Raw genomic sequence first — 19056 nt, 5'->3', positions numbered from 1 at the left:
CCATCTCGGCGTAGGCCGACTGCCAGAGCAGGAAGTTCGAGATGCGCTGCTCCCCCGACGGACGCAGGAACAGGTCGACGTCGGGCATGTCGGGCTCGTCGAGATACTTCGCGAACGACGCCTCGGTGATCCGCTCGGGATCGAGTTCACCTGCCGCGGCGCGTCGAGCGATCTCCTTTGCCGCATCGGCGATTTCGGCTCGTCCGCCATAGTTCACGCACATGGTGAGGGTCATGACCGTGTTGTCCCTGGTCAGTTCCTCGGCCACTTCGAGTTCTTTGATCACGCTGCGCCACAGCCGTGGTCGGCGTCCGGCCCAGCGCACGCGCACGCCCATCTCGTTCATCTCATCGCGACGGCGTCGGATCACGTCGCGGTTGAAGCCCATCAGAAACCGGACCTCGTCGGGGCTGCGCGACCAGTTCTCCGTCGAGAACGCGTAGGCCGACAACCACGTCACGCCCATCTCGATGCAGCCACAGACGGTGTCCATGAGGACCGCCTCGCCACGCTTGTGCCCCTCGGTGCGCGGCAGTCCACGCTCGGTGGCCCACCGGCCGTTGCCATCCATCACGAGCGCAACGTGGCGTGGGATCAGTTCGGCGGGCAGTGCGGGCGGCGTGGCACCGCTCGGATGCGGGTCGGGTGGACGAACCGCGCGTCGTTCCTGTGCTGCGGCTTGCTTTGCCCGTTCATCCCGAGCCGCGGACCGCGACCGTAGCGCCATCGCCGGCTCCTCTCACGTTCGGTGAAACCAGACTATGAGGGGTTGCGCGTTCGATGAGCGGCAGGGTGCGCAATTGGCGCTCGAGATGCCATTGCAGATGCGCGGCGACCAATCCGCTGGCTTGACGTCGTAGCGATTCGGTCGCGTCCGCGGTGTGTTCCCACTGCCCCCGGTACAAGGAGTCCATGAGGTCGAGGACGCCGGGCGACGGGGTCGCGGCTCCCGGCGGACGACAGTGCAGGCACACCGCACCACCGGCAGCGACGTGGAACGCGCGATGCGGGCCAGGCGAAGCGCAGCGTGCACACACATCCAACGCGGGCATCCAGCCTGCACAGTGCATTGCCCTGAGAAGAAAGGCGTCGAGGATCAGCCCTCCCGGCCGTCGATCATCTGCCAGCGCCTCGAGAGCACCGACGGTGAGGCGGTGCAACTGCGCAGCGGGAGCACGTTCCTCACCGGCAAGGCGTTCCGCGGTCTCGAGGACGGCGCACGCCGTGGTGTAGCGGGCGTAGTCGGCGACGATCGCGTCGGCGAACGCGTGGATCGAATGGACCTGTGTGACGACGTCGAGGTTGCGTCCCGGATAGAGGTGCACGTCGACGTGGGCGAACGGTTCCAACCGGGCACCGAACTTCGACCTCGTCCGTCGCACTCCCTTGGCGACCGCACGCACCAATCCGTGCTCCGCGGTCAGCAACGTGATGATGCGGTCGGCCTCACCGAGCTTGTGCTGGCGCAGCACAACCGCTTCATCCTGGTAGAACCTCACCGTGCCATTGTTCCACCGGCGACCGACATGGCCCGCCGAGACATGCCGCTAACCACTGCCACTTCGGGAGTCGTCCGGCTCACGCTCGTGGGAGCCGACATGAGTGCCTGCCGTCGCCTCTCGCTTGCGGGCGCTGGCGCCTGCGACCCCGGCCACGTGCTGGGGTGCAGGCGTGGTGATCGTCGGGAGGCTGCCGCTTCCGCCGTCGAAGATCTTGGCCATCCGCGGCGTCAGTCGCATGCCGCCAGGGAAGCGATGCCAGCCCTTGTGGTCGTAGAACTTGGTTCCCGCCCAGCCGAGCAGTCCGCCCACGATCAATCCGATGATCGTCTGGATCACGGCCCGGCCGAGGCCGGCGTCCCAGTCGGCATCGAAGTACAGGATCGAGCGAACACCGAGGTACACCAGATGCATCGGCTCGACCGACGCGATCCAGGCGAACAGTCGTGGACTGGCCTCCAGCGGCACGGTGCCGCCAGACGACGGCAGACCGAGGATCACGAAGAACACCAGATTCAAGATCAGACCCGGGTTTCCGAAGACGGCCATCGCCGACGCCGCCGACACACCGACGGCAAAGATCACCAATACCGAATACGTCCACAACACAAACGCGTTCGGTAACGAGGTCCCGACCGCCGTACAGACGCCGATGTAGAGCGCCGACTGGATGAACGCGATCAGCAACATGATCGTCCACTTGGCGGCGAGGGTTCCCCAGCGCGAGATCGGCAGTCGCAGACGCAGTTGGTAGAACGGGCCGAATTCGATGGGCGTCTGGCCGAGCGCGGCGTCGACCACGATGCTCACCATCATCGCGCCGGTGAAACCGGCGAGAATCAGCAGCAGTGTGTAGTAGAACGCCGACAATCCGTTTCCGGAGCCTTCGGGCAGCGGATTGGGTTCGACGGTCTGCACGTCCACCGGCTGCGAGAGCGCGAGCTGGGCTGCGCCGCTGAACGGTACGTCGGCCTTGGCGAGTTGCTCTCTGACCGACTGAGTGAGCTGGTCGCCCACCTGCTTGTTGACCTGTGTCGACACCCGCTCAGAGAATGTCGTCGTGATAGCCGAGGCGAAGGTTCCCGACCCGCGATTGATGTAGATGTCGATCGGCAGCTTCTCGGGCTTGGCCTGCAGTACCGCCGATTGGCCAAGTGCCACAGCCTTGTTGGTGAAGTTCGGGCTGATGATCACGACGCCGTAGACCTTGCCCGTGTTCAACTCGTTCAGCGCGGTGGTGCGGTCGGTCTTGTGCACCGCGATTCCACTCTTCGCCGCCTCGTCGATGATGCCCTTGGCTATCTGATCGCCGTAATTCTGTTTGTCGGTGCCGCCGTCGGCGTTGGGGACCTCGCCGCCGTTGTCCTGGTTGGACAAGGCGATCGGGAAATCGTGCAGATTGCGTTCGGGATCGGCGATCGCGCCCATGTACAGCGCCGCCATGAACGACATGATGACGACGACGAGCAACACCGGGAGGAGCCAGAACTTGGGCGCACCGAGCACTTCGGAGATGGTGCTGACCGCCTGCTCCTCGTGCGGGTAGCCGTCAGCGCCGGTCTGCTCGGTGCGACTCTCGTCGGTGCGAGTGCCTCCGCCGTGACTGTTCTGACCGTGACTGTCCTGCGTCGAATCGACCGAGTCGGCTGGTGCCGTTTCGTCCGATCCCTCATGCTTGCCCACCGTCGTACCTCCTGAAGAGATCGGCCGTCAGAAGCCCATTCGTCCCAGCTGTTTGGGGTCTCGCTGCCAGTCCTTTGCCACTTTCACGTGTAGATCCAGGTAGACCTTCACGCCGAGCAGATTTTCGATCTGCGCCCGAGCGGTGGTGCCAACCTGCTTCAGACGCGAACCCTTGTGTCCGATGATGATGCCCTTCTGGCTGTCGCGCTCCACGTAGAGAATCGCGTGGACGTCGACCATCGGTGCCTGATCGGGGTGTCGGTCCTCGCGCGGGATGACCTCCTCGATCACGACCGCCAGCGAGTGCGGCAACTCATCGTGCACACCCTCGAGGGCGGCCTCGCGGATGAACTCCGCCATCAGGACCTGCTCGGGTTCGTCGGTCAGCTCGCCGTCGGGATAGAACGCGGGGCCCGGTTCCATCAGCGAGACGAGAACGTCTGTGAGAACGTCGAGCTGCGCGCCGCTGGTCGCCGACACCGGCACGACCTCTGACTCGCTGCCGAGCAGCTCACTCAGTGCGAGCAGTTGGGCCGCGACCTTGTCCGGCGTGACGCGGTCGATCTTCGTCACGACGCCGAGCACCGTCGTCTTGGGCGCCATCTGTCGCACCTGCGACACGATCCAACGGTCACCGGGACCGATCGCCTCGTCGGCCGGGATGCAGATCCCGATCACGTCGACCTCCGAGTAGGTGTCGCGGACGAGATCGTTGAGTCGCTGCCCGAGCAGCGTACGCGGTCGATGCAGGCCAGGCGTGTCGACGATGATCAACTGCGCGTCTGGCCGGTTCACGATTCCGCGAATGGTGTGCCGAGTGGTCTGCGGACGATTCGACGTGATCGCGATCTTCTCGCCGACGAGGGCGTTCGTCAGCGTCGACTTCCCCGTGTTGGGCCTGCCGACGAAACAGACGAATCCTGAGCGGAATTCGTCGCTCATGACTCGACGCGATCGACGACGGCGCCGCTTGGATCGGCGACGATCAGAGGCGCCGACGGGCTGATCTCGTGCAGGGTTGCCAGCCCGGGATCGTCTGCTCGGCCGCCGACGACGACGGCGGCCTCGAACTCGCCCGCTCCGCTGCCGAGTGCCGTTGCGAGCGCGACCTGAAGACCTGTCAACTGCAGCGAGCGCGTCTCGACGTCGGCTCCGGCGTAGGTCCGTCCGTCACCGTCGCGAACCGCCGCACCCGATGCGGTCTCTGCGCGGGCGCGCGCTCCCCTGGCGAGCACGACGAGTTTGTTGTCCTCGTCGTCGAGTGTCTGGGTCACCTGTGATCCTTGCCGTTGCGTGCGTGAACCGACGTGCCGCGGTCCGAGCCGTTCCGCTCTGAGTATTCCCCATCGGTGTCGGCGTCGGCGTCACGCACTCGACGGAGCGTGCCTGCGTCGGAGTCCGAGCGGGCGTCACCGCTGCGTCGATCACGTCGTGAGTCGTCGTCATCGCGCGACGCCACGTCTGCATCGTCATCGTCCGCAGACGGCAACTTGGTCACCAACACAGTAGTGATGCGTTGGCGCCCTTGATGATTGGGGCCTCCCTCTGCAACAAGCCGCAGCCCGTGGGATTCGACGTCGGCACCCGGCAGCGGCACGCGGCCCAACTCCAGCCCGACGAGTCCGCCGACGGTTTCGACCTCATCGTCGTCGATCTCGATGTCGAAGAGTTCGCCGAGATCCTCGACGGGCAGTCGTGCCGACACCCGAATGCTGCCATCGCCGAGATCTTCGATGGGGGAGACCTCGTCGGTGTCGTACTCGTCGGTGATCTCACCGACGATCTCCTCGAGCACGTCCTCGATGGTGACCAGGCCTGCTATGCCGCCATACTCGTCGACCAGGAGCGCCATGTGGTTGCGGGTGCGCTGCATGTCTGCGAGCACCTTGTCGAGTGGCTTCGAGTCGGGCATGAACTCGGCCGGACGCATGAGATCTCGCGCCCGGATGACCGTGATCGGTTCTCCCGCATTCAGTGTCGACGCGAGGTCTTTGAGATAGAGCACCCCGAGCACGTCGTCGGGGTTCTCGCCGATCACGGGTATGCGCGAATGTCCGGACCGCAGTGCGAGATTCAGCGCCTGCGCAACGGTCTTGTCGTCTTCGATCCAGATCATCTCGGTGCGCGGGACCATCACCTCACGGGCATTGGTGTCGCCGAGGTCGAAGACGGATTGGATCATCCGGCGCTCATCTGCCGCCACCACACCGCTTGCCTCCGCGAGGTCGACGACCTCGCGCAACTCGACCTCGGTGGCGAACGGACCGTTGCGGTATCCGCGTCCGGGGGTCAATGCGTTGCCGATGAGGATGAGAAGTCGGGTGACCGGTGTCAGCAGCACACCGAGCGCCTGCAGGAACACCGCAGAGGCCAGCGCGACACTGTAGGCGTGTTGCCTGCCCAGCGTGCGAGGTCCGACACCTGCCGCGATATAGGAGAGCACGGTCATGCCCGCGATCGTGACGACCAGCCCCCACCCGACCCCGAGCGCATCGACCGCCGCGACGGCGGCGAGTGCAACCGACGCCGTCTCGCAGGCGACGCGCAGGAACACGGCGAGACCGACGTAGGTGGCGCGCGCGTCGAGCACCGAGACGAGCCTGCGCGCTCCGGCGCGCTGCTCTTTGACCATGTCTTCGACACGAGCGATCGACACCGTCGACACGGCGGTGTCGACGGCCGCGAACAAACCTGCGGCAGCGAGCAAGAGGAGAGCGACGATGAGGAACCAGATGTCTTGCGACAAGGTCACGTGTCCTTGGGCGGGGTGTGTCCCGGGTCGGGGACGTCGGGAGCCGCGTCGACCGACGCGATGTCAGAGAAACCGATGTTGGTCAACAGTTTGGTGTCACGGTCGGACTGACGCTGTACCTGCGCTATACGGTGACGTTCGGCGTAGAACTCTTCGAGGATGCTGTTCTGCAGCCCGAACATCTCCTTCTCCTCCTCCGGCTCGGCGTGGTCGTAGCCGAGGAGGTGCAGGACACCGTGGATCGTGAGCATTGCGAGTTCGTGGTCGAAGGAGCGTCGTGCCTCTTTGGCTTGGCGCTTCGCGAAAGCGGGACAGATCACGATGTCGCCGAGGATCGCCGGACCGGGTTCCGCGGCGTCCGGGCGGCCGCCGGGGACGAGTTCGTCCATCGGGAAGCTCATGACGTCGGTCGGCCCGGGCAGATCCATCCACTGGACGTGCATGTCGGCCATCGTGTCCTCGTCGACCAACAGCAGCGAGAGCTCGGCTGCCGGATTGACATCCATCGCGCCCACGGCGAACCGTGCCGCACCGATGATCAGTTCCGCCGGGGCCTCGACGCCCGACTCGTTGGCGAGTTCGATACTCATGAGCGTCGTCCCCCTCCGGCGGCGCGTCGAGCCGCACTATTGCCGCCTTGCACGCCCGCGTCACGCAATCGACCCGACGAACGGTGTGCCTCGTCGTCGCGGCCGTACGCGTCGACGATGTCGGCCACAAGTCGATGACGCACGACGTCGGAGCTGTTCAGGTGCGAGAAGTGGATGTCGTCGATGCCCTCGAGAATGCGTGTCGCGGCGTTGAGGCCGCTCTGTGCTCCGCCGGGAAGGTCGACCTGCGTGACATCGCCGGTGACAACAACTTTCGATCCGAATCCGAGACGGGTCAGGAACATCTTCATCTGCTCGCTCGTGGTGTTCTGCGCCTCGTCGAGGATGATGAAGGCGTCATTCAACGTCCGTCCACGCATGTATGCGAGAGGCGCGACCTCGATGACGCCCGCCGCCATCAGTTTCGGTATCGACTCCGGATCGATCATGTCGTGCAGGGCGTCGTACAGGGGCCGCAGGTACGGGTCGATCTTCTCGCTGAGCGTTCCCGGAAGAAAGCCGAGTCGCTCCCCCGCCTCGACAGCGGGGCGAGTGAGGATGATGCGGTTGACCGCTTTGCCCTGCAGCGCCTGCACGGCCTTGGCCATCGCCAGATACGTCTTGCCCGTTCCTGCTGGTCCGAGGCCGAACACGATCGTGTTGTTGTCGATGGCGTCGACGTACTTCTTCTGATTGAGCGTCTTGGGGCGGATCGTCTTTCCGCGGCGGGAGATGATGTCGAGTGACAACACCTCAGCAGGCGACTCCGCCGATCCCTCGCTCAACATGGACACGCTGTGGCGCACGAGGTCAGGGGTCAGCGGGGTTCCGCGTCCCACCAGGTCGGCCAGTTCGGCGACAACTCTTTCCGACGCCGCGACGTCGGCCTGCTGACCGCTGAGCGTCACCTGGTTGCCGCGGACATGGATGTCGGCGGGGAGCAGTTTCTCCAGGGTGCGCAGGTTGATGTCACTGGCCCCGAGCAGACCGAAGACCACCTCGGGAGAGATTTCCACGTTGGAGGTGACCACAGGTCTGCCCCCTGATGTTCCGCTGTTCGGCGCGTTCACGTCGGGGGTGCCGTCACTCACGTATGCAATCACTCCTGGGTTCGATCGAGAATCGGGGATACAAACGGGACTGTATCCGCTACCAGTCTATCGCGCCCCGATAGTGGATCAGCAGGCATTATTCCGCGGAGCCGGTCCTGTCATACCCCACGAGTAGCGTTTGCGATGGCGAGGTTCTTCCACCAGACGCCTGTTCATCCAGAGACGCTGTGGTCTCGTTTTACTTCATCGACTATCGAGGAGCACCTATGCCCACCAGTGTCACCCCCAACGTCACCGACACCGCCGCCGGAATCGCCCTCTACGACCGCTGGGCCCAATTCTGGAACGGTGAGCTCCACGCAGCGGATCTGATGGCACCGACATTCGTGCTGCGATATGCGCAGGTCGGAGCGGAGGAAATCAACCAGATCTCCGACGCCGACACGTTCACCGACCACGTAGCGGCTTTCCGAGCAGACCGCCCTGGCATCCACTACCAGGCTGAGGGGCCTGCAGTTGTGTCGGTCGACGGCGACGAGAGCTACCACGTCGCCCGGCCGTACCTGGCAGTGATCCCCGCTGATGCTGAACACCCCGAGATTCGGATCAGTGGCACAGACATCCTTCGTGTGCGCGAGGGTCGGATCGTCGAGGTCTGGTCGGTGTCGGCGTTCGGCAAGCCTTTTTACGGATGACGAGCGTCACAAGAACAACGCCTTGTGAACACAAGAGCCGGTGTTCTCGGTCGACGAGTTTGTCGTGGTGGTCACCTCAGCCCCACTTCAACACGAGGTTTCCCACGATGCGACGTTCGCGCAATGCGGCGATGGATTCGGCAGCATCGGCGATCGTCCGCACCTCATCGAGAACCGGATGCAGTCGCCCGCCGCCGACCAGCCCGACCAGTGTGGCCAGATCCCGGCCGATCGGCCGGTCGCTCGCCGTGTAGTCGAACGAGATGACAGGCGCGCCGACCGTACCGTTGACCCAGTCGAAGAAGTCGAGCGTCGCCGGTTCCCGGCTCGCCTGGCCGAACCAGATGACCCGTCCTTCCGGTGTCACGCGACGCCGCAACTTGCCGAGCGAGTTGCCGCCGACCGAGTCGAGCCCGACGTCGAATCCGCTGCGGGCGTCCTCGAGGTCGAGCAGCGTGGTTGCGCCGAACTCACGCAGTCGTCCGCCGCGCGCCGTCGACGCGACCACCGCGGTCATCAGTGCACCGCAACCAGCCGCGATCTCAGCGAGGTAGTGGCCGACGCCTCCGCTGGCACCGGTGACTAGGAGCGATGTGCCGGGAGCCAACCCCGCCGCGCGACCGAGGCGCAATGCGGTCAACCCCGCGAGCGGGAGCGCGGCAGCCACTTCGACGGACACCCCGTCGGGTAGAGCGACCATGCGGTCAGTGTCGACTGCGACCAGGTCTGCCCAGCCTGCTTCGCCGACGTGCGCCACGACCCTCGTACCCGCTGCGGGACCACTCCCGTCCGCCGCAGATTCGATGACGACTCCCGCTATGTCCTTTCCGGGACGCCAGCGGGGTGCTGGCGCCTCCAACAGGAACGTCTCTCCTCGATTTATCGATATGGCTTGCACCTCGATCAACGCCTGCCGCTGGCCATGAGTGGGTTCCTCGACATAACCGATCGTCACCGATCCCGCGTCATCGCTGATCAACGCTCGCATCGTCTGTCCCCTCGTCTCGTCGTATCGCGCCCGGATGCACGATTGATTCGTCCTTTTACGATGACAGGCATGGTATGAAATAGTAAGTAGGCACTATTTGGTAACCACTGATGCCGACAGCGGCGAGAGGGCGAAGCAAAGTGGTCGCGAAAGAATCAGCGATGGCAACAGGGCTCACCGGCTACGACCTGCTCGCGGAGGCATGTCCGACCCGCCAGGTCGTCTACCGACTGGGTGACAAGTGGACTCTGCTTGTTCTGTACGCGTTGTCCCAGCGCCCTCATCGCTTCCGCGAACTGCAGCGAGCCGTCGAGGGAATCAGCCAGCGGATGCTCACACAGACGCTCCGCGGACTCGAGCGTGACGGCCTCGTCGACCGCGCCGTTGCACCCACGACGCCACCACAGGTCACGTATTCACTTACCGCGCTGGGAATTTCACTGTCTGACGTAGTGGTGCGCGTACGCGTCTGGGCCTACGAGAACATCGAACGGATCGAGATAGCCCGTCACTCGTACGACGCGGCAGCAGACAGCGACATGCAGTGAAGGTTGGATACCCTCAGATGCCCAGAGTTCGCAGCGTCTGCCGATTGCAGACGCTCCGGGGATCGACGAAGGCGTCGTGTCCCTCGTCCGGCACCACGATGAGTTCGGCGGATTGCCCACGCGCACAGACTGTTTCGACGTAGTGCCGACTGACGTCGACGGGGATCGCGGTGTCGAGCGTGCCGTGAATCGCGACGACGTGCGCGTCGAACGGCTCCTGTTCGATCGGCGAGGCCTGCCGGTAGCGTTCGGGCGTGGCGTCGTACGGCCCTCCCATCAGGCCCTCGACCGAGGGTCGCGCGGCACGACCTGCACCTACGAGATCCAGTGCCGCTGCCTGCGCGACGACCGTGGTGATCGTCGTCGCCGCCGTCTTCGCTCGCAGTTGCGCGACCGACCAGAGCGCGAGTTGACCACCGGCGGAGTGCCCGACTACAGCCACATCGGTCCAGTCGACACACGCCCGCAGGTCGGGTTCGAGTGCGTCGGGAATCTCGGTATCGAGCGCCTCGATCGCGGATCGGACGTCGGTTCCCGTGGCGGGCCATCCGGCACCCGTCTCACCGATGCGTCGATACTCGACGTTCCACACCAGTGCGCCCCGCTCCGCGTACTGTCGCGCGATCGCCGATTCGATGGTCAGGCTGAACTCTGTGGTCCAGTAGCCGCCGTGTACGAGGACCACCGGGCGCATCCGGTCCGGACGGTCGTCGGGGCTCGCCACGTGGTAGAGGTGACCGAACTGCGAGGGCTCACCGCCGTACGCGATCTTCGAGCGGTGCACCGCGCAGCGCTTCACCGCTCCCACCGATCGGTGAGCACGCCGATTGCTCCCAGTGCGACAGCGGCGGCGGCCGACGTACGCAGCACCTGTGGCCCCAGGACCACCGACGTCGCCCCCAGCGCGGTCAGATCGGCGATCTCGGCGTCGTCGAGTCCACCCTCAGGCCCCACTACGAGGGCGATCTGGGAGGCACCTGCCAGCGGTAGCGACCGCAGCGGCACGGCTCCGTCCTCGTGCAGCACCGCGACCACACCATCGTCCGCGGCGACCTCAGCGCAGATCGCACGCACATCCGTCGTCGTCGCCAGTTCACCGATGTCGGGAATCCACGGACGCCGACTCTGCTTTGCCGCCGCGGACGCCGCGGCCTTCCACTTCGCAATTCCCTTGTCCGCCTTGCCAGTCCATCGCGCAACGCATCGCGCGGACTGCCAGGGCACGATGCGATCCGCACCCGCCTCCGTCGCGAGGTCGACGGCGAGCTCAGAGCGCTCGCCTTTCGGGAGCGCCTGGATCACCGTGACTGTCGGGCGCGGCCGGTCGATGAACGTGTACCCGTGAGCGCGCGCAACAAGCGTGTCTTTCGACCGGATCGCCTCGACCGCGCAGTCGGCGACAGAACCCCGGCCATCCCCGACGAGGAGTTGTTCGCCGACGCCGAGGCGCGTGACGGTCACGGCGTGACGTCCCTCGTTGCCGGCGACCACGACCTCACCGCCCACGCGAGGCACCTCGTCGACCCAGAACAACGGAGGACTCACCGACGTCGACCTTTCAATTCACGATCCACTCGGCGTGCCACTCCGCTGTGACCTGTCAGCGTCCGGCGAAGGCGTTGCGCAGCCGCGAGAACAGCCCGCCCGGTGCCGCGGCAGCCGTGGTGGTGACCAGATCGATCTGCTCGCCCGACGTCTCGCGAAACGCCGAGAGCGCCGCCGACTGTCCGGCGTCGAGCCTGGTCGGTACATGCACGTCGAGATGCACGTGCAGCGTGCCGCGCACACCACTGTTGACATGCGGCATACCCTGCCCGCGGACCTTGACCACCTGGCCGGGTTGAGTACCCGGCTCGATGGCGACGGTGATGTCGTCGCCGAGGATCGATTCGACGGTGAACTCGGCACCGAGCGCGGCGTCGGCCATGGGCACGCGCAGCGTGCAGTGCAGGTCGTCCTTGTCGCGAATGAAGACGTCGTGCGGACGCTCGGAGACCTCGACGTACAGGTCGCCTGCGGGTCCGCCACCCATGCCGACCTCGCCCTGACCTGCCAGGCGGACGCGCATACCGCTCTCGATACCTGCGGGGATGCGCACGGTCATGGTGCGTCGCGAACGCACGCGGCCATCGCCGCCGCACTTGTGGCACGGATCAGGGATGACCTCGCCCGTTCCGTGGCAGGTCGGGCATTCGCGGACGGTCATGACCTGACCCAGAATCGAGCGTTGCACCGCCTGGATCTCGCCAGCACCCTTACAGATGTCGCAGGTCACCGGCTTCGAGTCGCCATTGGTTCCCGAGCCGTGGCACACGTCGCACAGGATCGCCGTGTCGACGGTGATCTCCTTGTTGACCCCGGACGCGCACTCCTCGAGTGTGAGTTCCACCGACACGAGTGCCGGCTCGCCGGGTTGTACACGCCCCTTCGGTCCACGACCACCGCCGAACCCGGCGCCACCCCCGAAGAACGCTTCGAACACGTCGCCGAGACCGCCGCCACCGAAACCTCCGGCGAATCCACCAGCACCAGGGCCGGCGAGCGGATCGCCACCCGCGTCGACGATGCGTCGCTTCTCCGGGTCACTGAGCACCTCATAGGCGGTGGTGACCTCTTTGAAGCGCTCCTCCTCATTGGGATTCACGTCGGGGTGCAGTTCACGAGCCTTCTTGCGGTAGGCCCGCTTGATCTCCTGGTCGCTGGCGCCCTTCGCCACGCCCAGGATTCCGTAGTAGTCAGTTGCCACGCTTGTCGTCCTGGTCCTCTATATGTATGTCAGTGATCCCGTGTGTGTCAGTGATCCTGCAGGTGGGGGGTCCTACAGGCGATTCGGCGCAGGTCAGCGCTCGGAGAGGACCTCTCCCACGTACTTCGCAACGGCTGCGACCGAGGCGATTGTTCCCGGATAGTCCATGCGGGTCGGGCCAACCACGCCGACACTGCCGAAAATCGTTCCCGAAGCACCGTACCCTGTGGACACCACAGACGTTCCACGCAGGTTCTCCGCCTGGGTCTCCTCGCCGATCTGCACTGTGACCCTGCCCATACGCTGCGTGGTTGCCAGCAGTTTGAGCACCACGACCTGCTCTTCGAGCGCTTCGAGAACCGTGTCCATCCCGCCGTTGAGCACGGCGAAGTCGGCGGCCGACCGCGCGAGGTTCGACGTTCCGCCGAGCACCAGGCGGTCGACTCCACGCTCGACGAGAGTTTCGACGAGCACGGTGGCCACCCTGATGACCTCGTCCCGGATGTCGTCGGGCGCTTCGTTGGCCAACTCGGCGACGGCAGCCGAGGCCTCCTCGAGTCGTTTGCCGTGCAGCGCTGCCGAGAACATGTCGCGGAGCCGGGCGATCTCGTCCTCCGACCGATCGTCGCCGAGAGCGACCATGCGCTGCTCGACGCGGCCGGTGTCGGTGATGACGACGAGCAGCAGACGCGACGGCGAGAGCGTGACCACCTCCAGGTGGCGCACGGTCGCCGTGGAGAGCACCGGATATTGGATCACGGCCACCTGCCGGGTTAGTTGCGCCAGCAGGCGGACCGAACGGCGCAGGACGTCGTCGAGATCGACGCCGCGGTCGAGCACCGACAGGATCGCGCGACGTTCCGCCGCCGAGAGCGGCTTGATCTCGCTGATCCGGTCGACGAACATGCGGTAGCCCTTGTCCGTCGGGACCCGACCGGAACTGGTGTGTGGCTGCGCAATGTATCCCTCGGCCTCGAGCACCGCCATGTCGTTGCGCACCGTAGCGCTCGATACCCCGAGGTGATGGCGTTCCACCAGTGCCTTCGAACCGATCGGCTCCTGCGTGTCCACGTAATCGGTCACGATGGCTCGCAGCACCTCGAATCGTCGATCGTCGGTCGCCGACACCTTCGCCGCACCTCCTCGGGGCCTACTCTCCACTACGGTCGGACAAATACACTCGGTCCACGACGGCCCGGACCGGCGGAATCGTCTCGAGCCATCACCGTCTCGAACCGTCACCGTCTGGGGGCAACATCGTCTGGCCAATACAGTTGGTCGTATCCATCCTAGGTGACGACCGACGTCGATCCGATGGATCGCGGCACGCACCGTCATCGCAGACGACGCGGCCCGAGGAATGACAGAGAGAGCGCCGGGATGATCTTCAAGGGTGTACGCGAGGGAAAGCCCTACCCCGATCACAATTTGTCCGTGCGCGGCTGGGCGAAGATCCCCCCTCGCCAGCTGCGCCTGGACGAGCTCGTCACGGTCACCACGGTGCTCGCACTGGACAAGCTTCTCAGCGAGGATTCGACGTTCTACGGCGACCTCTTCTCCCACGTCGTGCGGTGGCAGGGCGAGCTCTACCTCGAGGACGGACTACACCGCGCGGTGCGCTCGGCGCTGCGGAATCGGCACATCATCCACGCGCGTCTGCTCGATCTCGACTCCTACGATCTCTCCGCCGGCGCGCTGCCCCTTGAAGAGCAACTCGACGACACTGCCGAGATCCCGACCACGGACCGCCCGATCCGGCCCGTCGACCACCCTGCGCGTAATTCATCCGCGCAGGGTGGCGCGCACCGCCGCAGTGGTCGCAGCACCGGCTGGTCGGCACCGCCCAATCCGCGGGGTTGGTGAGGGTCGCCCGAGGCCCTCAGCGCGGCATCACACCTCCATGGTCTTCTCTGTCGGCAGATCGTAGACAGGGCATTCGGCGACACCGACGGTGTCCCGGGTGATCGCCTCGACGGCCGCTTGCGTTGCCTCGGCGTCGTTCACCCAGTTCTTGTAGAAGTCGAACGGACAGTCGGCCACTCCCTTGTCTCCGTCGCCGCCTGCGAGCACGCCGGTGTAACCGCGGTGGAGCAGCTTGAACAGGTGGTTCTGCGACTGGTCGTACTTACGGGCATCGCGGATCGTCGACAACGACAGCTGCGCATACTGGATGCCGTAGTCCTCCTCGCCGCACTCGCCGAGAGTCCTGCCGTCGAATCCGATGATCGAGCTGTGCCCGAAGTAGGTGTAGACGCCGTCCCATCCGGTGGCGTTCGCCACCGCGACGTAGCAGTTGTTGGCCCATGCCATCGCCTTGGCCATCAGTACCTGCTGATCCTTGGCGGGATACATGTAGCCCTGCGGACGCACGATCAGCTCGGCGCCCTTCATCGCGCAGTCGCGCCAGATCTCGGGGTAGTTGCCGTCGTCGCAGATGATCAGCGAGATCTTCATACCCTTCGGTCCATCGGTGACATATGTCTGACCGCCGGGGTACCACCCCTCGATCGGCGTCCACGGCAGGATCTTGCGGTACTTCTGGACTATCTCGCCGTCGTCGTTGATCAAGACCAGGGTGTTGTACGGCGGCTTGTTCGGATGTTCCTCGTGGCGTTCACCGGTGATCGAGAAGACGCCCCAGGTGCGCGCATCGCGGCAGGCCTTGGCAAAGATGTCGGTCTCGTCACCGGGGATCGTCGCGGCGGTCTCGTACATCTCGTCGTTGTCGTACATGATCCCCATCGTCGAGTATTCGGGGAACACGACGAGGTCCATGCCGGGTAGACCTGTCTTCATGCCGACCACCATGTCGGCGATCTTCTGTGCATTGTCGAGCACCTCGGCTTTGGTGTGCAGGCGCGGCATCTTGTAGTTCACCACCGCGACGCCGACCGTGTCCGGACTCGATGAGATGTCTCCGTGTCGCATGCTGTCTCCTCTGGCCCCGCGGCCGTCGTCATTATTATTCCGAATGGAAGTACTATCACGTCGAGGCTAGAGGCGACTGCGTTACGGAGCGATTGCGCGGATGTATGAATATCATTATTCGACAGAATCTCTCGCGCTTCGGGTGCACAAGACTGGCTTGGCAACCGAGCGCGACGTCGATATTCCTGCTTTCATTCGGAAGCAGAACACACGGCAAGGTCGAGGATCGACGACGGTGTCGGTATCTACAGCCGGCTCTACAGCCGGAGCCACGGAAGGGTTACACAGTGTCGGGTTACCTGTCTCAGAAGGTCGATGACCTCAACTCCGGTCACCTGACCGCTGGTCGTGCGCGATCGTTCCGGATGGGTCGCGCCAGTTCGCCGGAGCAGCTGTCCGCTGCGCTGCGTGGATCGATCATCGGACAGGACCACGCCATCGATTCGGTGGTCCGCGGCCTGACCATCGCCGCCGCGGGGATTCGAGACCCACACCGCCCGATTGCCTCGCTGCTGTTCGTCGGACCGACCGGTGTCGGAAAGACAGAACTCGCCCGACGCCTCGCTGCGGAGATCGCGGGAGATCCGGACAAACTGTGTCGAATCGACATGAACACACTGGCCCAGGAGCACTACGCGGCATCGCTGTCCGGCGCACCGCCGGGGTATGCGGGCGCGAAGGAGCAGTTCACCCTGTTCGACCGAGAACTGGTGGAGGGCAACCTTTCTCGTCCGGGAATTGTATTGTTCGACGAGGTCGAGAAAGCTCACACGACCGTCCTGCGTTCGCTGTTGCAGATCCTCGACAGCGGGACACTGCGCCTCACCGCGGGCACGTCGATGATCGATTTCCGCAATGCGATCGTGCTGCTCACCTCGAACCTCGGCTCGGCAGAACTCGCCGCGAACAGCCGTTCGCGCACGGAGACGCCGATTCGCAGACTCCTCCCGCAACGCCTCCTACCGCGCCGCCTCGGCGGATCGCCGACAGCCCAATCCGACGACGACATCGTCGACCGGGCCGTGGAGGAGTTCTTCGACCCCGAGCTCTACAACAGATTCGACGAGGTGGTCCGGTTCGCGCCGCTCGACGAACGCAACGCCGGACTCATCGTCGACCTCGAACTGACCAGATTGACCGCGAACCTGCACGCCCGCGGAATACGGTGGGAGTACGACGATTCCGTGCGAGCACACCTCATCACCGCGGGCTTCGATCGGGTCTACGGCGCTCGCAACCTCAAGCGGGTCATCCGACTCGAGCTGCATGCGTCGATCGCCGACATCATCGTGCGTCACGATCCCGAGACGGGGCCACTCGTACTGCACACCAGCACGGGCGGCAACGGTCTGACGACGAACGGTCAGGCGACGAACGGTCAGGCGACGTGAATCCGCTCGAGCACGTCGAGATCGAGGTGTCGCGCCGCAGCCAGGTACACGTCCTGGTCCGTGTCTCCGGAGCCGAGCCGAAGAACACCTCGCGCGCCTTCGATCCTCAGCCCGTGTGCGACTGCCTCGAGTGCGGGAACGGCGAGCGAACCAGCGCGTCCGGCCAGTTCGGCGAGGACATTGATGCCCTCGTAACACGACTGGCCGATGCTATTGAGCGACGGCGCGTCAACACCGTGCAGGCGGTGGTACCGACCGGCGAAATCCATCGTCTCCGCTGTGGCGAGAGTGTCGAAATAACCTGCGGCAGAATACATGTTGGCAGTCGCGCTCGGCCCCATGCCGAGGACCTGGTTCTCCTCGAGGATCGGACTGAACCGCACCATGATCTCGTCGAGACCTCTGCGCGCGAACGCTCTACCGAACCGGACCGCGTCATCGCCGACGAGCAGCACGAGTACCGCATCGGGTCCACGGGCCTCCAGCCAATCGAGAGTCCTGGTGAACTCCGATGTACCCAGCGGCGCGAAAACGGAGCCACGATACGACATCCCGGCGCCGTCGAGATGCGCCTCCGCCCGCGCGGCGATCTGCCTCGGCCAGACGTAGTCGTTGCCGACGACACACCACGTCCTCGCACCGAGTTGTCCATGCAGCCAGTCGAGGGCAGGCAGGACCTGCGCCCCGGGCGCCTCTCCGGTCATGAACAGGCCGGGTGTGCGAAACTCACCCTCATGCAATGCCGCGTACACATACGGCAGTTCACCGCCGACGTGGCGAAGGATCTCCTTGCGCACGGCGGAAATGTGCCACCCGACGATGGCATCGATCGCTCCCGCGCGCCACAGTGTCGCGACCTCTCGGGCCACGACATCTGGAGCGCGTCCACCGTCGACCGCCACGAGTTCTACTGGACGCCCCAGTATGCCTGCACCACTGCACAATTCGAAGACGGCAAGGTCACCGCACGCCTCGCACGACGGGCCGAAGATCCCAGCGGTGCCCTGCAGGGGGGCAACATAGGCGATGCGGACCGGCAACTCGCGATGCGACATCCGACTCCTCCGACATCCGCAATCGTCCACCCTGCGATGGTCGACCGCCGCGTTCACATCGTGGCGACGAACGGGACCCGCAGATGAGCCTTCACACTACACCGCAGACACCGACGCTGCGCGACAACGCAGTCGAACTGCCCCTGCTCGCGCGCTTGTTGCGGGCGGCGAGGAATCTCGAGACATCGCTGGATGAGACGCTGTCGACGCTCGGATTGACGCATGAACAGTGGCGGGTGCTCGCCGTCCTCGCGTCGGGCGGCGGCCACATCATGAGCGAACTCGCCCAGTTGGCGGTCGTGCCCCCCGCCACCGCCACCCGCATCGTCGACCATCTCGTCACGAACGGACTGGTGTACCGGCGCGCCGACCCCAGCGACCGGCGCCGCGTCGTGGTCCACCTGAGCGCGCGGGGCGCACGGACCATCGAGCCTGCGCTCGCAGCCGAGGCACGCGCCGAGCGTGCGGTGGCTGACGCCCTCGGCCCCCGGGGCTACGTGGGGTTCGTGTCGGCTCTCGACACGGTGTCGGCGCCTGCCGGCGGGCGGTAGGCGCCAGCCCGCCCCGGATATCACGCGTCACCGTCGCTGCCCATCCACCGGCTGTAGCGTCACCGCTGAGGAAATCGGGTGCCGTCGAGGGCGTGGTGACGACAGCCATTGCCACCCGACCGCTTCGCCTCGTACATCGCCCGATCGGCGACTGCGATAAGGTCGCCCAGTCGCCGCGCTGCCGGTGTGCCGACGCCGCCGCGGGCGAGCGCTACGGTTGCTGCGCCGACACTGGCCGTGATCCCGTACGGGGTCTGCGACACCGCCGCCGAGAGGCGTCGGGCTCCGACCATGGCCGCATCATTCGAGGCGACCACCTCGGCGATCACGAACTCTTCCCCACCGAATCTCGCCACGAGTGCGGAGTCGTCGCACTTCGCCTGGATCGCTCGGGCGACCGTGCTCAAGACCGCGTCACCAACCGCGTGGCCGTAGGTGTCGTTCACGCGCTTGAAATCGTCGAGATCGACGAGATATACCGCGAGCACAGCCCCATCCGACCCAGTGGAACCGTCAAGCACATCGGCCGCCCGCGAGTGGAGGGCGCGTCTGTTGAGCAGCCCGGTCAGCGCGTCGGT

The 19056-nt window shown here is 65.2% G+C and carries 21 protein-coding genes; 5 read left to right on the top strand and 16 right to left on the bottom strand.

Annotated elements, in window-relative coordinates; translation table 11 throughout:
• From B3T59_RS22990 to B3T59_RS22955, 8 genes are all read right to left on the bottom strand, one after another.
• Positions 1 to 727, bottom strand: a 727-nt coding sequence (locus B3T59_RS22990; protein ID WP_287005228.1) for an isoprenyl transferase, incomplete at its 3' end; no start/stop codon positions are given.
• Entirely contained in the window at positions 693 to 1499 is an 807-nt protein-coding gene (gene recO, locus B3T59_RS22985) for a DNA repair protein RecO (RefSeq protein ID WP_039855844.1), read from the bottom strand. The genes B3T59_RS22990 and recO, both read right to left, overlap by 35 nt.
• A gap of 48 nt (positions 1500 to 1547) precedes the next feature.
• Complete coding sequence (locus B3T59_RS22980) at positions 1548 to 3182, bottom strand: YhgE/Pip domain-containing protein (RefSeq protein ID WP_287005227.1); 1635 nt, start codon at positions 3180 to 3182, stop codon at positions 1548 to 1550.
• Positions 3183 to 3209: 27 nt separating this feature from the next.
• Entirely contained in the window at positions 3210 to 4124 is a 915-nt protein-coding gene (era, locus tag B3T59_RS22975) for a GTPase Era (RefSeq protein WP_287005226.1), read from the bottom strand.
• Positions 4121 to 4456 carry a hypothetical protein gene (locus B3T59_RS22970; protein WP_064863407.1) on the bottom strand — a complete coding sequence of 112 codons (336 nt, stop codon included), beginning with the start codon at positions 4454 to 4456 and terminating at the stop codon, positions 4121 to 4123. The genes era and B3T59_RS22970 overlap by 4 nt, the downstream gene beginning before the upstream one ends.
• Positions 4453 to 5928: a hemolysin family protein gene (locus B3T59_RS22965; protein ID WP_287005231.1), complete on the bottom strand. Its 1476-nt coding sequence runs from the start codon at positions 5926 to 5928 to the stop codon at positions 4453 to 4455. The genes B3T59_RS22970 and B3T59_RS22965 overlap by 4 nt, the downstream gene beginning before the upstream one ends.
• A 2-nt stretch (positions 5929 to 5930) precedes the next feature.
• Positions 5931 to 6524, bottom strand: coding sequence for an rRNA maturation RNase YbeY (gene ybeY / locus B3T59_RS22960; RefSeq protein WP_064863405.1), 594 nt, complete (start codon positions 6522 to 6524; stop codon positions 5931 to 5933).
• A complete protein-coding gene (locus B3T59_RS22955) occupies positions 6521 to 7615 on the bottom strand; it encodes a PhoH family protein (RefSeq protein WP_287005225.1) in 1095 nt (364 codons plus the stop codon). Before B3T59_RS22955 ends, ybeY begins: the two co-directional genes overlap by 4 nt.
• A gap of 227 nt (positions 7616 to 7842) precedes the next feature.
• Between B3T59_RS22955 and B3T59_RS22950 the strand changes: the two genes are divergently transcribed.
• A complete protein-coding gene (locus B3T59_RS22950) occupies positions 7843 to 8271 on the top strand; it encodes a nuclear transport factor 2 family protein (protein WP_064863404.1) in 429 nt (142 codons plus the stop codon).
• Between the two features lie 76 nt (positions 8272 to 8347).
• Here B3T59_RS22950 and B3T59_RS22945 read toward each other — a convergent pair whose 3' ends face one another.
• A complete protein-coding gene (locus B3T59_RS22945; RefSeq protein WP_287005224.1) occupies positions 8348 to 9259 on the bottom strand; it encodes a zinc-binding dehydrogenase in 912 nt (303 codons plus the stop codon).
• Positions 9260 to 9420: 161 nt separating this feature from the next.
• On the opposite strand from B3T59_RS22945, the gene B3T59_RS22940 reads away from it, so the two are divergent.
• Positions 9421 to 9807, top strand: coding sequence for a winged helix-turn-helix transcriptional regulator (locus B3T59_RS22940; protein ID WP_064863419.1), 387 nt, complete (start codon positions 9421 to 9423; stop codon positions 9805 to 9807).
• Between the two features lie 13 nt (positions 9808 to 9820).
• On the opposite strand, the gene B3T59_RS22935 is transcribed toward B3T59_RS22940, so the two are convergent.
• The 4 genes from B3T59_RS22935 to hrcA all read right to left on the bottom strand — a co-directional run bounded on the left by B3T59_RS22935 (position 9821) and on the right by hrcA (position 13681).
• Positions 9821 to 10591, bottom strand: a complete 771-nt coding sequence (locus tag B3T59_RS22935; RefSeq protein ID WP_287005230.1) for an alpha/beta hydrolase family protein — start codon at positions 10589 to 10591, stop codon at positions 9821 to 9823.
• Positions 10592 to 10602: 11 nt separating this feature from the next.
• Positions 10603 to 11352 carry a 16S rRNA (uracil(1498)-N(3))-methyltransferase gene (locus B3T59_RS22930; protein WP_064863402.1) on the bottom strand — a complete coding sequence of 250 codons (750 nt, stop codon included), beginning with the start codon at positions 11350 to 11352 and terminating at the stop codon, positions 10603 to 10605.
• Between the two features lie 55 nt (positions 11353 to 11407).
• The gene (gene dnaJ, locus B3T59_RS22925; protein WP_287005223.1) at positions 11408 to 12553 is read right to left on the bottom strand and encodes a molecular chaperone DnaJ; all 1146 of its coding nucleotides are present in this window, start codon (positions 12551 to 12553) and stop codon (positions 11408 to 11410) included.
• 93 nt (positions 12554 to 12646) lie between these two features.
• Positions 12647 to 13681: a heat-inducible transcriptional repressor HrcA gene (gene hrcA, locus B3T59_RS22920; RefSeq protein ID WP_064863400.1), complete on the bottom strand. Its 1035-nt coding sequence runs from the start codon at positions 13679 to 13681 to the stop codon at positions 12647 to 12649.
• A 252-nt stretch (positions 13682 to 13933) separates the two neighbouring features.
• Here hrcA and B3T59_RS22915 point away from each other — a divergent pair, with 252 nt between their 5' ends.
• Positions 13934 to 14416: a type II toxin-antitoxin system VapB family antitoxin gene (locus B3T59_RS22915; RefSeq protein WP_064863417.1), complete on the top strand. Its 483-nt coding sequence runs from the start codon at positions 13934 to 13936 to the stop codon at positions 14414 to 14416.
• 27 nt (positions 14417 to 14443) lie between these two features.
• Here the strand turns inward: B3T59_RS22915 and B3T59_RS22910 are convergent, their stop codons facing one another.
• Positions 14444 to 15481, bottom strand: coding sequence for an aliphatic amidase (locus B3T59_RS22910; RefSeq protein WP_251723822.1), 1038 nt, complete (start codon positions 15479 to 15481; stop codon positions 14444 to 14446).
• Positions 15482 to 15768: 287 nt separating this feature from the next.
• Between B3T59_RS22910 and B3T59_RS22905 the strand changes: the two genes are divergently transcribed.
• Positions 15769 to 16872, top strand: coding sequence for an AAA family ATPase (locus tag B3T59_RS22905; RefSeq protein ID WP_287005222.1), 1104 nt, complete (start codon positions 15769 to 15771; stop codon positions 16870 to 16872).
• Here B3T59_RS22905 and B3T59_RS22900 read toward each other — a convergent pair.
• Complete coding sequence (locus B3T59_RS22900; protein WP_287005221.1) at positions 16860 to 17927, bottom strand: substrate-binding domain-containing protein; 1068 nt, start codon at positions 17925 to 17927, stop codon at positions 16860 to 16862. The genes B3T59_RS22905 and B3T59_RS22900 overlap by 13 nt on opposite strands.
• Positions 17928 to 18010: 83 nt before the next feature.
• On the opposite strand from B3T59_RS22900, the gene B3T59_RS22895 reads away from it, so the two are divergent.
• A complete protein-coding gene (locus B3T59_RS22895) occupies positions 18011 to 18478 on the top strand; it encodes a MarR family winged helix-turn-helix transcriptional regulator (RefSeq protein ID WP_287005220.1) in 468 nt (155 codons plus the stop codon).
• Positions 18479 to 18537: 59 nt separating this feature from the next.
• Here B3T59_RS22895 and B3T59_RS22890 read toward each other — a convergent pair.
• A partial coding sequence (locus B3T59_RS22890) for a GGDEF domain-containing protein (protein WP_287005219.1) occupies positions 18538 to 19056 on the bottom strand: 519 nt, incomplete at its 5' end.

Origin of the sequence: Gordonia sp. UBA7860, from assembly GCF_002500165.1 — a bacterium.
In the GTDB taxonomy this organism is placed as follows: domain Bacteria; phylum Actinomycetota; class Actinomycetes; order Mycobacteriales; family Mycobacteriaceae; genus Gordonia; species Gordonia sputi.
The sequence above is the reverse complement of the archived record's forward strand: the minus strand, read 5'-3'. Positions and strand labels throughout refer to the sequence as shown.